A 15,327-nucleotide genomic window follows, 5' to 3' on the forward strand; every position below is an offset into this window, starting at 1 on the left:
CACCATATAACTAAACATTGCCTTAAAAATATGGGATGGTTATTTAAAGAAGAAGGTACCTAGCACAATAGATGTACTAGGTATATTTTAGAAGAAAATAACATTAATATCTAGGTTTTTTCTCAAGAGCGTGACGGCCTTCAACAAAGCGAACCGTACCAGATTTAGCACGCATAACTACTGAATGAGTTAAGGCATAAGCACCTTTATATTGAACACCCTTTAAAAGCTCGCAATCTGTTACTGCTGTCGCTGCAAAAATAGCATCGTCACCTTTTACTAGGTCATCTAAATAAAGAACTTTTTCAACATCCACACCCATTTTTGTGCAGCGTTCTAATTGCTCTTCATCTTCTGGTACTAGTTTTGCTTGGAAGTCACCACCAAGGCATTTTAAAGCTACTGCTGCTATAACACCCTCAGGTGCACCACCTGTTCCAAACATAATATCAATGCCTGTTTCATCAAAAGCCGTATTGATTGCTGCACCAACATCGCCATCTTGAATAAATTTAATACGTGCACCAGCCTCACGAATTTCATCAACAATCGCTTGGTGACGTGGTCGATCTAAAAGAGTAGCTACAACATCAGAAATATCTTTATTTTTAGCTTTTGCTACTTGTAATAAGTTATAAGTGACGGAAGCATTGATATCCACTTTGCCCGCCGCTTCTGGTCCTACAGCAATTTTCTCCATGTACATATCTGGTGCATTTAACAGATTCCCTTTATCTGCAATAGCAAGAACTGTCATAGCACCATTTGTACCTTTTGCTACAATGTTTGTACCTTCTAAAGGATCTACTGCAATATCTACTTTAGGCCCACCATTTCGTAAACCAAGTTCTTCACCAATATAAAGCATTGGTGCTTCATCCATTTCGCCTTCACCAATTACTACTGTAGCATGCATTGGAATTGTATCGAACATTTTGCGCATCGCTGTTGTTGCTGCATCGTCTGCCTCAATTTTCAAACCGCGCCCCATCCATTTCCCGGATGCGATTGCTGCTGCTTCTGTTACTCGTACTACTTCCATCGATAAACTACGTTCCATTGTTGCTTTGCCTCCCGTTATGGGCACCTTTTCGTGCCAAAACATTCAAATTACCTCTATTGTAACATAATTGGTTGAAAACTTTTAGCTCTCATTATTCCTTTGTCTCAGCTACACGTGCCACAATTGTTTCACGTCGAATATCAGCGCCTAAATCACGTAATTTCTCAATAAGTGAGCTATAGCCACGTTCGATATGATAGATATCCTGAATCTCAGTTTCTCCTTCTGCTAAGAGTCCAGCTAACACTAAAGCTGCTCCAGCACGAAGATCTGTAGCTGTGACAGTTGAGCCATGTAATCTACTCGGCCCTTTAATAATTGCTGTGTTTCCTTCTACACGAGCATCTGCATTCATACGACGAAGCTCATCAATATGCTTGAAACGAGCTGTGTAAATAGTATCTGTTACTTTTGAGGAACCGAATGCTTGTGACATTAACACGGCAAGCGGTTGTTGAATATCCGTTGGGAATCCAGGGTATACCAATGTTTTGACATCCACTGCCTGTAATGTTGAGAGGTCTGTTTTTGGTACATAAATACTTTCTTCACCAATCTCAATTTTCACACCCATTTCACGAAGCTTGGCGATAATTGCTTCTAAGTGAAGTGGAATAACGTTATCGATTGTTATACCATCACCAACTGCTGCAGCCATAATCAAAAATGTAGAGGCCTCAATGCGATCAGGTATAATCGTATGTTCAGTACCATGTAGCTCTTCTACGCCTTCGATACGAATGACACTTGTACCTGCACCTTTAATATTGGCACCCATATTTGTTAGAAGTGTCGCCACATCAATTATCTCAGGTTCTTTTGCAGCATTTTCAATGACAGTACGCCCCTTAGCAAGGACAGCAGCAAGCATGATATTAATCGTAGCCCCAACACTTGCCACATCTAAATAAATTTTTGCCCCTATCAATTCATCTGCACGTAAATAAATGGCTCCGTGTTCATTAGTAATTTTAGCTCCTAAAGCCTCAAAGCCCTTTATATGTTGATCAATAGGTCGAGGTCCTAAAAAACAGCCTCCAGGTAAACCAATAACTGCTTTTTTGAAACGTCCAAGCATAGCCCCCATTAAATAATAAGAAGCACGTAACTTTTTAACGTTGCCGTTTGGTAAGGGCAATGCAATCATCTCTGTTGGATCGATTGTCATTTTCCCATTCTCAAATGAAACTTCTCCACCAATTTCCTCTAGTAGAGCCTTTAACGTCCAAGCATCTGAAATTTCGGGTATCCCTCCAATAGTCACTGGAGAGTTCGCCAAAATTGATGCAGGAATTAAGGCGACTGCACTATTTTTTGCGCCACTAACTTTAATTGTACCTTGTAGACGATTTTCGCCAGTAATTTTATAAACATCCATTTTGCGTTCTCCCTCATGATTGGAAAGTAGTATTTTTGCAATTTGCACACTTTATAATCTTATTATTCGCCTTTTCTCTTATTCCAATCCGCTAAAAATCCTTCAATTCCTTTTTCAGTTAATGGATGGTGGAAAAGCTGCTTTAATACTTTAAACGGAGTAGTTGAAATATGTGCACCTGCTAAAGCCGCTGCTGTAACGTGTTGCGGGTGACGGACAGAGGCAGCGATAATTTGTGTATCGATATTATGGATTGTAAAAATATCTGCAATTGTTTCAATTAACTCAACACCATTTTGACCAATGTCATCTAAACGGCCGATAAATGGTGATACGTATGTAGCACCTGCACGCGCAGCCATTAATGCTTGGTTAGCACTAAAAATTAATGTCACGTTTGTTTTAATTCCTTTGTTTGCAAAGAATCGACATGCCTCTAATCCAGCTGGTGTCATAGGAAGCTTTACTGTGATGTTTGGCGCAATCGCAGCTAATTCCAAACCTTCTTTAATCATACCTTCTGCATCAAGTGCAATAACTTCCCCACTTACAGAGCCATCAACAAGCTCAGCGATTTCGCGAAGACGATCATGGAAAGAAACATTCTCTTCTTTAGCCACTAACGATGGGTTTGTCGTTACTCCTGATAAAATACCCCATGTATGTGCCTCTTTAATCTCTTCAAAGTTTGCTGTATCAATGAAAAATTTCATATTATTTCCTCCTGATCATTTTTCTTATATTATTAAATATTTTCCAAAATTTCTTTATTTCAAAAACAAGAGAAGGTCGATTGAAAGCATCAACACTTCTCTTATTATGTGTATTTATCTATGCTTTTGTAACATATTAAATGCAAAAATTATGCTTTTTGTGCACTTCCAAATTCACGAATTTTACCAATAACCGTAGCTTTGATGGCTTCACGTGCTGGACCAAGGAATTTACGTGGGTCGTAAACAACTTTGTCGTTGTCCAGAATTTCACGAATTACTTTTGTTGCTTCAATTTGATTTTCAGTATTGACGTTAATTTTAGCCGTACCTAACGAAATAGAACGTTGGATATCTTTTGTTGGGATACCTGTACCACCATGTAAAACAAGTGGAAGGTCTGCCAATTTAGAGATCTCCTCCATTTCTTTAAAGCCTAAGTTTGGCTCTCCTTTGTAAGGACCGTGTACAGAACCAAGTGCTGGCGCTAAGCAATCGATGTCTGTTAGTTCAACCATTTTGCGACATTCTTCTGGATCAGCGTAAATAATACCACCGATTACGCCATCTTCATCTCCACCAACTGTCCCTAATTCTGCTTCCACAGAAACGCCTTTAGCATGTGCGTATTCTACTACTTCTGAAGTAATTTTCACATTTTCCTCAAATGGGTGATGTGATGCATCAATCATCACGGAAGTAAAGCCTGCATCAATTGCTTCTTTACATTTTGCAAAGCTAGAACCATGGTCAAGGTGAATTGCTACAGGAACTGTAGTACCGTAAGATTCCATTAAACCTTTTACCATATGAACAACAGAAATAAATCCGCCCATATATTTACCTGCACCTTCAGAAACACCAAGAATCACTGGAGACTTTTCTTCTTCAGCTGCTTGTAAAATTGCTTGAGTCCATTCAAGGTTATTAATGTTGAATTGACCAACAGCATAACCTTCTGCTTTTGCTTTAATTAACATCTCTTTCATAGATACTAATGCCATACTAAAAATCCTCCTCATAGGACTATTCTTTCTACATAAACATGCTCCTCAATCATAGCAAAAATAATAGCCCCTGAAAAGCAGGGGCTATTATTTTCTACCCGAAAGCGAAGTGTAACGTAGCGGCAGGGGTGACGAAGTGGAGTGTAACGTAACGAAGTCATAGCCCCTGAAAAGCAGGGGCTATTATTTTCTACCCGAAAGCGAAGTGTAACGTAGCGGCAGGGGTGACGAAGTGAAGTGTTACGTAACGAAGTCATAGCCCCTGAAAAGCAGGGGCTATTATTTTCTACCCGAAAGCGGAGTGTAACGTAGCGGCAGGGATGACGAAGTGAAGTGTTACGTAACGAAGTCATAGCCCCTGAAAAGCAGGGGCTATTATTTTCTACCCGAAAGCGAAGTGTAACGTAGCGGCAGGGGTGACGAAGTGAAGTGTAACACAACGAAGTCCTCGCACCTGAAAAGCAGGGGCTATTATTTTCTACCCGAAAGCGGAGTGTAACGTAGCGGCAGGGGTGACGAAGTGAAGTGTTACGTAACGAAGTCATAGCCCCTGAAAAGCAGGGCTATTAATCTACATAAAAAAACAGGCCGTGTGTCCACTGCCTGCTTTTTAAACTTGTAAAGCTTTATTTACTTCATCACGCACTTCGAAAATATCGAACGGTTTTGTAAAGTAACGAATGGCTCCTAATTCTAACGCTTCTTGCACAACATCCAATTCTCCGTATGCTGTCATCATAAAAACAGGCAGCTTCGGAAACTTCTTTTTTAAACGTCTCAAAATTTCAATACCATCCATTCCTGGAATTTTCATGTCCAGTAAAACACAATCCATCTCTTGTTCGTCTGCATACTTTAATGCCTCTGAACCATTCGCTGCTAAATATGTAATATATCCTTCCTTTTTCAGCACTTCATTTAAAAGTAAACGAATTCCCTGCTGATCATCGACAATTAGTAATCGTTTCACATCGCATTCCGCCCTTTTTAGTTTTATTCTTACACAAAAACTTTCTTTATTATGTATAATTCTCCTTTTTCAGCTTAATACCTTCTAGTATTATAAATTATCTGCTTTTGCTTTCTACCTTTTACCCCCTATAATATGAATAGAGGTGGGAACATGTCAAAAATTCTAACAACACAATTAAGTGGATTATTACAAAGAATTATACAAAATGAAGAAGATGCTATCGAGGAAACAGCAAGGTTATTAGCACAAGCCGCAATTGGCGAAGGAAATGTCTATTTTGCTTGCTTTGGAGAAATGCAGGTTGTGGCATTAAATGCACTTCAAGCAGTCGAACCCTTTAGCAAGTTAGCACCTTGGACTACAGACACAAGCTTAACAGAAGCTGATCGGGTTTGCATTTTTACTCGTAGTGCATATGATGAAGAAGCACTCGTCTTAGCACAAAAATTAAATACGCAATTTATTCCCTTTGCTGCTATAGCTAGTGAAGCAGCTAGTGTAGATAACCCTCTTGCTGATTTAGCCTATACGTATGTTTCTACACGCATTAAAGGCGGTTTAATACCAAATGATCTAGGTCAACGTATTGTTGTACCACATGCACTTGCAGGACTCTTTGTATATGAAGCTGTCAAAATTGCTTATGATGAAATGCTTGGGTTGGATGAAGAAGAATTGTAGTCATCAAATTAAAAAGAGTTGTCTCGTATATCACGAGACAACTCTTTTTGATTATTTAAATGTTGAGCCGATAAAATCGCGGAACAATGGTTGTGGACGATTTGGACGTGACACTAGCTCTGGGTGGAATTGACATGCTACAAAGAAATTGTTTTCTGGTAGCTCAATAATTTCAACCAATTTGCCATCAGGACTTGTACCTGAGAAGACAAGGCCAGCTGCTTCCATTGCCTCACGATATTCATTGTTAAATTCATAGCGGTGACGATGACGCTCATAAACAAGCTCTTTACCATAGGCTTGGCTAGCTTTTGAACCATCCTTTAATTTACATGGGTATAAACCTAAACGTAAAGTACCACCGATATCTACAGTATCATTTTGATCTGGTAGGAAGTCGATAATTGGATACTCCGTATTTGCATCAAGCTCTGTAGAATGAGCACCTTTTAGGCCAAGTACATTACGTGCAAATTCTACTGTTGCTAATTGCATACCTAAACAAATGCCTAGGAAAGGAACATTATTTTCACGTGCATATTGTGTTGCTAAGATTTTACCTTCAACACCACGATCACCAAAGCCGCCTGGTACTAAAATAGCGTCAGCACCTTTTAATAGAGAGGCCACATTGTTAGCATCAACGTGTTCTGCATTAATCCAGTCAATTTCAATATCAGAATTAAATGCATATCCAGCATGCTTTAATGCCTCAACTACAGAAATGTAAGCATCTTGTAGTTCTACGTATTTTCCTACTAATGCTACCTTTCTTTTATTTGGTAAGTTCTTCACTTTTTCTACAAGGTCACGCCATTCTTCCATATCTGCTTCTGGAGCTTCCATACCAAAATGATCCAAAACGATATCATCTATATCTTGCGCATGTAGGTTTAATGGTACTTCATATAAATGCTCAGCATCACGAGATTCAATAATTTCATGTGGTTGAACATCACAGAATAATGCTAATTTCTCTTTCATCTCTTGTGGTACTTCTTGTTCAGTACGAACTACGATAATATTTGGCTGAATACCTAAAGAGCGTAATTCTTTAACAGAATGCTGTGTAGGTTTTGTTTTAAGTTCACCAGCTGCTTTAATATAAGGAATAAGTGTACAGTGAATATACATTACATTGTTATGCCCTAAATTTGTTTTCATTTGGCGAATGGCTTCTAGGAATGGCAATGATTCAATATCACCTACTGTTCCACCAACCTCTGTGATCACAACATCTGCATTTGTTTCACGACCAGCACGTTGGATACGATCTTTGATTTCGTTTGTAATATGAGGAATTACTTGGACTGTTCCACCATTATAATCTCCACGACGTTCTTTCTGTAATACAGATTGGTAAACACGACCTGAAGTTACTGTAGAATGTTTCCCTAGGTTAATATCAATAAAACGTTCATAGTGTCCTAAGTCTAAATCAGCCTCAGCACCATCATCTGTTACAAAAACCTCACCATGTTGATAAGGACTCATCGTACCTGGGTCAATATTGATATATGGGTCAAATTTTTGAATCGTCACTTCTAACCCACGATTTTTTAATAAACGGCCTAAAGATGCTGCAACAATCCCTTTTCCAAGTGATGATACAACCCCACCTGTTACAAAAATATACTTCGTCATGAATAAATTCCTCCTTATGATGTTCTAAAATATTAGTGCGTTTAGGGGGGATCAGAACCATTTACATTCTAATACCCTAAAAAAAGAAAAGCCGAGAATGTCTACAAAATGTAGTCGATTCGAAGCTGTAATCGGTTCTATCTCTTTTCCACTTTCCTTTAAACCATAAAACTCTAATAACTTTTCAGTCACCGTTTACTATACATCATGAATAATTAAAAACATTTATATTCATATCGGTATTAAAAGTATGGGAGAACTAAAATGATTAAAGTTAAAAACAAAAAAACGCTCCTCCTGCATAGGTTTGCAGGGGGAGCGTATTATATACACGGTCTTTCTCCTTCTTTTAAGGAGCCCAAGTAAAAGATTAAACGTAACCGTGATAGAAGTCAAGATTTTTTGCTTCTAGCTTAAAAGAAAGAAAATTCTAAGTGTACTGTATTAGATCTCTTCCTCTTCTTCCTCAAATTCTTCTTCCTCTTCATCAATAAACTCTTCATCGATTTCTTCATCAATTTCTTCTAGTTCTTCATCGTCAAAGTCGATATCTTCTTTTTCATCATCTTCTTCATCAAGTTCTTCTTCATCAATGAACTCTTCAAAGTCTTCATCAAAGTCGATATCTTCTTCATCTAAGTCTACATCTTCATCAAGATCTTCATCATCAAAGGCAGCTTTAGATTTTTTCTTTTGAGTCTTAACAGAAGGAGCTGTTTCTTCTTCGATTTGCTCAACTTTAAACCATTCACGTAAGCCCCAGCCTGCTTCTTGATTATATAAGAAGCGACCATCAATATTGATATCTGTATAAAATTGTAACAGACGGGATTTCATTTCTGCATCACTATAGCCCACAAGCTCTTGAATTAATTTTAATAAATCATTAAAAGACACTGAGGCACGTTTTTCATTTAAAATTGCATAAGCTAAGTTAATTAACGATTCTTCTGTTAATTGTTCCTTTGTCATTTCACGAAAATTCAATTCGTGCACTTCCTTTCCCTCATCACAATGGACGTTTTAAAATTACATGGTGCTTTATTCTCCAAGCGCAGCAAAAAAGGCCACGCAAAAGGTTCTTTCCATACAATAAGCATAATACCCATTATATACAAAGTTTTAGCCCCTTTGCTAGCTTCAATTACTGTTTTTTATATTACGCATTTTTTTTATTCCAAGATAAAACAAATAGACAGATAATAGTAGTAAAGGAATAGCGCCAATTTGCTTATTATACAGGAAAAAGGCTCCCAATACTAAAGCTAATATAATTATGTAGTGAATAGCTGATTTCATCCTCTACTGCGCCTCCCCTTTTTTTACATTTCTATTATAACGAAAATAAAAAGAAGTGCCTAATCTTAAGACTAGACACTAGAAATTAGAGAAGCATGATACTTGAATAGAAAACAAGAAGTTTTGATCAACCTTGCTTACATATTACGACGATATTGTCCGCCAACTTCATATAAAGCTTTTGTAATTTGTCCTAAACTTGCTACTTTTACTGACTCCATCAGCTCAGCAAAAATATTACCATTATTGACAGCCACTTCTTGTAGACGTGCAATCGCAGCTTCACTTTCCTCTTCATGGGCTTTCCAAAAAGCTTGTAAATTACGAATTTGTGTCTCTTTTTCTTCTGTCGATGCACGTGCGATTTCCATATTATCTATATCAGCATCTGAAGGTGGATTTGGGTTCAAGTAAGTATTAACACCAATGATTGGTAACTCCCCTGAATGTTTTAACATTTCGTAGTACATAGATTCTTCTTGAATTTTACCACGTTGGTATTGTGTTTCCATAGCACCTAACACACCGCCACGATCATTAATACGATCAAACTCTTCAAGAACCGCTTCTTCCACAAGATCTGTTAATTCTTCAACAATAAACGCGCCTTGTAGTGGGTTTTCATTTTTTGCTAAACCATGCTCTTTTGTAATAATCATTTGAATTGCCATAGCACGTCTTACAGATTCCTCCGTAGGTGTAGTAATGGCCTCATCGTAGGCGTTTGTATGCAATGAATTACAGTTATCTTGTAATGCCATTAAAGCCTGTAATGTTGTACGAATATCATTAAAATCAATCTCTTGTGCGTGTAAACTACGCCCAGACGTTTGAATGTGATACTTTAGCTTTTGAGCGCGCTCATTAGCACCGTATTTATCACGCATTACAATAGCCCAAATACGTCGTGCCACACGGCCGATTACTGTATACTCTGGATCTAGTCCATTTGAGAAGAAGAATGATAAATTTGGTGCAAAGTCATTGATATTCATGCCACGACTTAAATAATACTCTACATACGTAAAGCCATTAGCTAAGGTGAAGGCTAATTGGGAAATTGGGTTTGCTCCAGCTTCCGCAATATGATAACCAGAAATGGAAACAGAATAATAGTTACGTACTTTATGGTCTATAAAGTATTGCTGAATATCGCCCATCATACGCAAAGCAAACTCTGTTGAGAAAATGCATGTATTCTGGCCCTGATCTTCTTTTAAAATATCAGCTTGTACTGTTCCACGTACGACTTGCAATGTTTTTTCACGTGTCTCGGTAAACTCTTCAACTGTCAAAGTTCGTCCTAGCTCTTGCTCACGTAATTGAACTTGTTGATCGATTGCTGTATTCATAAACATTGCTAAAATAATAGGTGCTGGTCCATTAATAGTCATTGATACAGATGTAGACGGTGCACATAAATCAAAGCCTGCGTAAAGTTTTTTCATATCTTCTAGTGTACAGATCGATACACCTGATTCTCCAACCTTACCGTAAATATCTGGACGGTAATCTGGGTCTTCCCCATACAAGGTTACAGAATCAAAAGCTGTAGATAAACGTTTTGCATCATCATCTTTTGATAAATAATGGAATCGTTTATTTGTACGTTCTGGTGTTCCCTCGCCAGCAAATTGACGCTTCGGATCTTCACCCTCACGTTTGAATTGGAATACACCCGCCGTATATGGGAATTCGCCAGGAACATTTTCTTTATAAACCCAACGCAAGATTTCCCCATAGTCTTCAAACTTCGGTAATGCTACTTTTGGAATTTTCGTGCCAGAAAGACTAGTTGTTTTTAAGATGGTACGAATTTCTTTATCGCGAACTTTAGTCACAAACTCATCGCCAGCATACGCTTCTTTTAATGCCTGCCAATTATCCAATATACGCTTGGATTCTGCTGTTAATTCATCTCTAACACCTTCTGCTAAAGAAGTAAGCGATGCCACAAGCACATCATCTGGAGCTTTTTCTTGGACAGCTGCAATAGCACCTTCTAATTGGAATAGTCGACGAGCAAATGCCACCTGCTGCTCAGTTTTTTTATGATAGCCACGGACAGTGTCCGTAATCTCACGTAAATAATAACGGCGATCGTTTGGAATGATAACATCTTGCTTTTGCGTTTTCGCAAATTGCTCATAGCTTGTTTCCCAATTAAAACCTGTTTTTTCGTTAATTATTTTAACGAGGGCGGCGAATAACGCATTTGTGCCTTTGTCATTAAATTGGCTAGCTATTGTACCGTAGACTGGCATGTTATCAAGTGATTCATCCCAAAGCTCGCGGGAACGTTGATATTGTTTTTGTACTTGTCGAAGGGCGTCCTCTGAGCCTTTTCGCTCAAATTTATTGATCGCAATAACATCTGCAAAGTCAATCATATCAATTTTCTCAAGTTGTGTAGGTGCACCGAATTCGCTTGTCATGACATACATAGATAGATCCGTGTATTTAGTAATTTCGGCATCACCTTGACCGATTCCACTTGTTTCTACGATGATTAAGTCATAACCTGCTACACGTACTACATCTAGCACATCACCAATTGATGCAGATAATTCTGTACGTGAGCCACGTGTTGCTAAACTACGCATATAAACACGGTTATTAAAAATAGCGTTCATGCGAATACGATCCCCAAGCAATGCTCCACCCGTTTTTTGCTTTGTTGGATCGACTGATAGAATGGCTACACGTTTATCTGGGAATTCTTTTAGGAAGCGGCGAATCAGTTCATCCGTTAAGGATGATTTCCCTGCACCACCTGTTCCCGTAATCCCCATTACTGGCGTACCTTTTGAAAGCTTTCTTGCCTCTGCTAGCATTTCTTTCGTAGCTTCATCGTCATTTGACTCAGCTGCTGTTATTAGATTGGCTAAAATTTCAGGCGTCTCTGTCGTTAAAGACTTTAATTTCTCTAAATAATTACCTGTTGCAGTAGGAAAATCTGTACCTTTAATTTGTTCATTAATCATTCCCTGTAGCCCTAAAACACGGCCATCCTCTGGTGAGAATATCCCTGCAATGCCATACGTATGAAGCTCTTTAATTTCACGAGGTAAAATAACTCCTCCACCACCGCCATAAATTTTAATATGTGGTGCTCCTTTTTCACGCAGTAAATCATACATATATTTAAAGTATTCCATATGTCCGCCTTGATAAGAAGAAACCGCAATCCCTTGTGCATCTTCTTGTATCGCAGCATTCACGACTTCTTCAACAGAACGATTATGACCTAAATGGATTACTTCTACACCGCTCGATTGTAAAATGCGTCGCATAATATTGACTGAAGCATCATGTCCATCAAAAAGACTCGATGCTGTCACAAAACGTACGTGATTTTTTGGACGATATACTTCTACCTTTGTCATATGAAATCCCCACTTTCTCCCCTTATTGAATAAAAAAAGCCGGCATTGCAATATCGCTATATGCAATTGCCGACAAACCCCTTACAAATATTAAAACCCCTTTATGCCTGAAATGAACAAGGTGATTTGCATGTCAATGAATTCGTCTATTGAATGCTGACGATGTAAAGCCCATTTGCGAAACGCCCAGCTTTGTCCTGAAACAACTAAGTTATTGGCTGCTAAATGGATTTGCTTCTCTGTCATAGTTAGTTCGCCAGACTGGACACATCGCTGTAACAAGCGTTCAAATGTGGCAACCATTTCAAACTCTTTACTAAAAACATAGCGTTGTGCTTCTTTTGACAATGATTTTGTTTCTTGATACATGATTGTTAGCTCATCAACCATACTATCGATTTGCAGGAAGTATTCCCGAATCATTTCTTTTAACTCATCAATAGTTCCTGCTTTAATCTCATAACTTGAAAGACGCTCCATTGCATGGTGATAGATACTGTCACAAACAAGGTATAGAACATCTTCCTTCGTTCGGATGTATTCATACAAAGTACCGATACTAAAGCCAGCAGCTTTTGCAATTTCTCTCGTCGTGGCACGGTGAAAGCCTTTTTCTTTAAATAGCTTAATAGCTCCTTGAATCATTTGTTCACGACGAATGGCGATTAGATTTTCATCTTTTACGGTTGACTGTACTTGGGGCCTTTTATCTTTATCAGTCATCAATTATTTCGTTAGCATACGCGAGATAACAAGACGTTGAATCTCCTGCGTACCTTCGTAAATTTGTGTAATTTTAGCATCACGCATAAAGCGCTCTACAGGGTAATCTTTTGTATAACCATAGCCACCAAAAACTTGAACCGCCTCTGTCGTTACACTCATTGCTGTATCGCCAGCCATTAATTTCGCCATTGCAGATGCCTTACCATATGGTAGGTTATTAGATTCTAACCATGCCGCTTGGTATGTAAGAAGTCGAGAAGCCTCAATTTGAGTTGCCATATCGGCTAATTTAAAGGAAATGCCTTGATTTGCAGTGATCGGTTTACCAAATTGCACACGTTCTTTGGCATAGTCAACTGCTGCATCGAGTGCTCCTTGTGCAATTCCTACTGCTTGAGCCGCAATACCATTACGTCCACCATCTAGTGTCGTCATGGCAATCTTAAAGCCTTCCCCTTCAGCCCCTAATAGATTTTCCTTTGGAACACGACAGTTATCAAAAATAATCTCTGTTGTTGGAGATGAACGAATTCCTAATTTCTTTTCTTTCTTCCCTACAGAGAAACCTTCAAATCCAGCTTCCACGATAAATGCGGATGTGCCATGTTTTGCTTCAGGATCTGTTACTGCAAATACAATATATGTATCTGCTACTCCACCGTTCGTAATAAAGATTTTTGAGCCATTTAAAATATAATCATCGCCATCACGTTTTGCATAAGTTTTCATGCCACCCGCATCAGAGCCAGAGCCAGGTTCTGTTAAACCATATGCACCAATATGTTTGCCTTCAGCCATTGGACGAAGGTATTTTTGTTTTTGTTCTTCTGTACCGAACTTGTAAAGTGGCCAACCTGCCAGTGAAGTATGTGCAGATAAAGTTACACCAGTCGAAGCACAAACACGTGAAAGTTCCTCAACAGCTATGACATATGCAAGGTAATCAAATCCTGCACCACCATATTCCTCAGGCCATGGAATACCAGTAAGCCCAAGCTCCGCCATTTTGTCGAAAATCGCACGGTCAAATTCTTCATTTTCGTCACGTTCAGCAGCTGTTGGCGCCACTTCATTTATAGCAAAATCACGAATCATTTCACGTAATTGTTCATGCTCTTCTGTTAACTGAAAGTTCATTGTCCATTTCCCCTTTTTAGTTAGACTCTGTTTTGTGTTACCTGATTATTGTTAGGTTGGATTGAGCGGGTTTGCCTTATTTCAGAGCAGTTCTACACCCTTTATAAACGTTTTTCCCTCACTCTTGAACGGTTTCCATCACTTTGTACCATTCGCAATATCAGGCTTTATTTCAGTAAATGTTTACTAATGACTAGTCGTTGAATTTCACTTGTACCTTCATAGATTTCTGTCACCTTTGCATCGCGGAAATAGCGCTCTACTGGATAATCTTCCGTATAGCCGTAGCCGCCAAATATTTGAACAGCCTCTATTGCCGTTTGTACCGCTGTTCGTGATGAGAAAAGTTTAGCCATTGAAGCTTCTGCTCCACATGGTAAACCTTTTGCACGTAAATCGGCTGCACGATAGACTAACAGTTTTGCAGATTCAACAGCCGTTGCCATATCCGCAAGCTTAAAGCCAATACCTTGTTGTGCGGCAATCGGCTTACCAAATTGAATGCGTTCTTTAGCATAAGCAGTAGACGCCTCTAGTGCCGCCTCAGCAATTCCTAACGCCTGTGCCGCAATGCCGATTCGTCCAACATCTAAATTGGCCATCGCAATTTTAAAGCCTTCTCCCTCTTCCCCAAGTAGGTTGTCGGCTGGAATGCGACAATTATCGAATGTCAGCTGAACTGTACGTGAGCCGTGTAAGCCCATCTTATGCTCATCTTTTCCGATGATTAAACCAGGTGTTCCCTTTTCAACAATAAATGCTGAGATACCCTTTGTTTTTTCAGCTGGGTTAGTAGATGCGAATACAATATACACATCAGCTTCTCCACCATTTGTAATAAATACTTTGGAGCCGTTAATCACATATTCATTGCCATCACGCACTGCTTTTGACTGTAAAGAGCCAGCGTCTGAGCCTGCACTTGGTTCTGTTAAACAAAATGCACCTAAATATTCGCCTGTTGCAAGCTTTGGTACATAACGTTTCTTTTGTTCGTCATTCCCAAAGTAAATAATTGGATTCGTTCCAACTGAAGTATGGACGGATAAAATAACACCCATTACAGCGCTTACTTTTGATAGTTCATTAATCGCAATAATATAAGATGTAAAATCCATACCAGAGCCACCTAAGTCTTCTGGAGTCGTAATCCCCATTAAGCCAAGTTCACCCATTTGCTGTAGAAGCTCACGTGGAAATTCTCCCGCTTCCATTCGCTCCACCCATGGTTGAATTTTTTCCTGAGCAAATTGACGAACCATATCGCGCATCATAATTTGCTCATCTGTAAATTGCAAATGCATCTATAATGTCACCCCT

At 38.9% G+C, this 15,327-nt stretch carries 12 protein-coding genes; 1 reads left to right on the forward strand and 11 read right to left on the reverse strand.

The features are described from left to right. Positions 1 to 103 precede the first annotated feature (103 nt). The 5 genes from glpX to HXV90_RS12715 form a co-directional block, all read right to left on the reverse strand. On the reverse strand, positions 104 to 1,060 hold the full coding sequence (glpX, locus tag HXV90_RS12695) for a class II fructose-bisphosphatase (RefSeq protein WP_004269449.1): 957 nt from the start codon (positions 1,058 to 1,060) through the stop codon (positions 104 to 106). 94 nt (positions 1,061 to 1,154) lie between these two features. Then, positions 1,155 to 2,441, reverse strand: coding sequence for a UDP-N-acetylglucosamine 1-carboxyvinyltransferase (locus HXV90_RS12700; protein WP_048395599.1), 1,287 nt, complete (start codon positions 2,439 to 2,441; stop codon positions 1,155 to 1,157). A 62-nt stretch (positions 2,442 to 2,503) separates the two neighbouring features. Beyond that, positions 2,504 to 3,154: a fructose-6-phosphate aldolase gene (fsa, locus tag HXV90_RS12705; RefSeq protein WP_269897357.1), complete on the reverse strand. Its 651-nt coding sequence runs from the start codon at positions 3,152 to 3,154 to the stop codon at positions 2,504 to 2,506. 149 nt (positions 3,155 to 3,303) lie between these two features. Further along, positions 3,304 to 4,158 carry a class II fructose-bisphosphate aldolase gene (locus tag HXV90_RS12710; protein ID WP_004269446.1) on the reverse strand — a complete coding sequence of 285 codons (855 nt, stop codon included), beginning with the start codon at positions 4,156 to 4,158 and terminating at the stop codon, positions 3,304 to 3,306. A gap of 613 nt (positions 4,159 to 4,771) precedes the next feature. Further along, positions 4,772 to 5,131: a response regulator gene (locus HXV90_RS12715; protein ID WP_004269444.1), complete on the reverse strand. Its 360-nt coding sequence runs from the start codon at positions 5,129 to 5,131 to the stop codon at positions 4,772 to 4,774. Positions 5,132 to 5,284: 153 nt separating this feature from the next. On the opposite strand from HXV90_RS12715, the gene HXV90_RS12720 reads away from it, so the two are divergent. Further along, positions 5,285 to 5,815 carry a DUF2529 family protein gene (locus HXV90_RS12720; RefSeq protein WP_054548562.1) on the forward strand — a complete coding sequence of 177 codons (531 nt, stop codon included), beginning with the start codon at positions 5,285 to 5,287 and terminating at the stop codon, positions 5,813 to 5,815. Positions 5,816 to 5,866: 51 nt separating this feature from the next. On the opposite strand, the gene HXV90_RS12725 is transcribed toward HXV90_RS12720, so the two are convergent. The 6 genes from HXV90_RS12725 to HXV90_RS12750 form a co-directional block, all read right to left on the reverse strand. Further along, positions 5,867 to 7,459: a CTP synthase gene (locus HXV90_RS12725; RefSeq protein WP_048393729.1), complete on the reverse strand. Its 1,593-nt coding sequence runs from the start codon at positions 7,457 to 7,459 to the stop codon at positions 5,867 to 5,869. Between the two features lie 444 nt (positions 7,460 to 7,903). After that, positions 7,904 to 8,446, reverse strand: a complete 543-nt coding sequence (gene rpoE / locus HXV90_RS12730) for a DNA-directed RNA polymerase subunit delta (protein ID WP_103117419.1) — start codon at positions 8,444 to 8,446, stop codon at positions 7,904 to 7,906. A 449-nt stretch (positions 8,447 to 8,895) separates the two neighbouring features. Then, a complete protein-coding gene (gene icmF / locus HXV90_RS12735) occupies positions 8,896 to 12,144 on the reverse strand; it encodes a fused isobutyryl-CoA mutase/GTPase IcmF (protein ID WP_048393735.1) in 3,249 nt (1,082 codons plus the stop codon). 90 nt (positions 12,145 to 12,234) lie between these two features. Beyond that, positions 12,235 to 12,867 carry a TetR/AcrR family transcriptional regulator gene (locus HXV90_RS12740; protein WP_048393737.1) on the reverse strand — a complete coding sequence of 211 codons (633 nt, stop codon included), beginning with the start codon at positions 12,865 to 12,867 and terminating at the stop codon, positions 12,235 to 12,237. Between the two features lie 3 nt (positions 12,868 to 12,870). Then, positions 12,871 to 14,007, reverse strand: a complete 1,137-nt coding sequence (locus HXV90_RS12745) for an acyl-CoA dehydrogenase (RefSeq protein WP_016993589.1) — start codon at positions 14,005 to 14,007, stop codon at positions 12,871 to 12,873. 167 nt (positions 14,008 to 14,174) lie between these two features. Beyond that, on the reverse strand, positions 14,175 to 15,311 hold the full coding sequence (locus HXV90_RS12750) for an acyl-CoA dehydrogenase (RefSeq protein ID WP_054548564.1): 1,137 nt from the start codon (positions 15,309 to 15,311) through the stop codon (positions 14,175 to 14,177). Positions 15,312 to 15,327: the final 16 nt, after the last annotated feature.

The organism is Lysinibacillus sp. JK80 (assembly GCF_027557635.1).
Taxonomy (GTDB): domain Bacteria; phylum Bacillota; class Bacilli; order Bacillales_A; family Planococcaceae; genus Lysinibacillus; species Lysinibacillus capsici.

What these genes read in the sequence shown, in the direction of transcription:
- HXV90_RS12725 (WP_048393729.1), bottom strand. Translation starts at nt 7,459, where the DNA reads ATGACGAAGTATATTTTTGTAACAGGTGGGGTTGTATCATCACTTGGA.
- fsa (WP_269897357.1), bottom strand. Translation starts at nt 3,154, where the DNA reads ATGAAATTTTTCATTGATACAGCAAACTTTGAAGAGATTAAAGAGGCA.
- HXV90_RS12740 (WP_048393737.1), bottom strand. Translation starts at nt 12,867, where the DNA reads ATGACTGATAAAGATAAAAGGCCCCAAGTACAGTCAACCGTAAAAGAT.
- HXV90_RS12710 (WP_004269446.1), bottom strand. Translation starts at nt 4,158, where the DNA reads ATGGCATTAGTATCTATGAAAGAGATGTTAATTAAAGCAAAAGCAGAA.
- HXV90_RS12750 (WP_054548564.1), bottom strand. Translation starts at nt 15,311, where the DNA reads ATGCATTTGCAATTTACAGATGAGCAAATTATGATGCGCGATATGGTT.
- icmF (WP_048393735.1), bottom strand. Translation starts at nt 12,144, where the DNA reads ATGACAAAGGTAGAAGTATATCGTCCAAAAAATCACGTACGTTTTGTG.
- HXV90_RS12745 (WP_016993589.1), bottom strand. Translation starts at nt 14,007, where the DNA reads ATGAACTTTCAGTTAACAGAAGAGCATGAACAATTACGTGAAATGATT.
- glpX (WP_004269449.1), bottom strand. Translation starts at nt 1,060, where the DNA reads ATGGAACGTAGTTTATCGATGGAAGTAGTACGAGTAACAGAAGCAGCA.
- HXV90_RS12700 (WP_048395599.1), bottom strand. Translation starts at nt 2,441, where the DNA reads ATGGATGTTTATAAAATTACTGGCGAAAATCGTCTACAAGGTACAATT.
- HXV90_RS12720 (WP_054548562.1), top strand. Translation starts at nt 5,285, where the DNA reads ATGTCAAAAATTCTAACAACACAATTAAGTGGATTATTACAAAGAATT.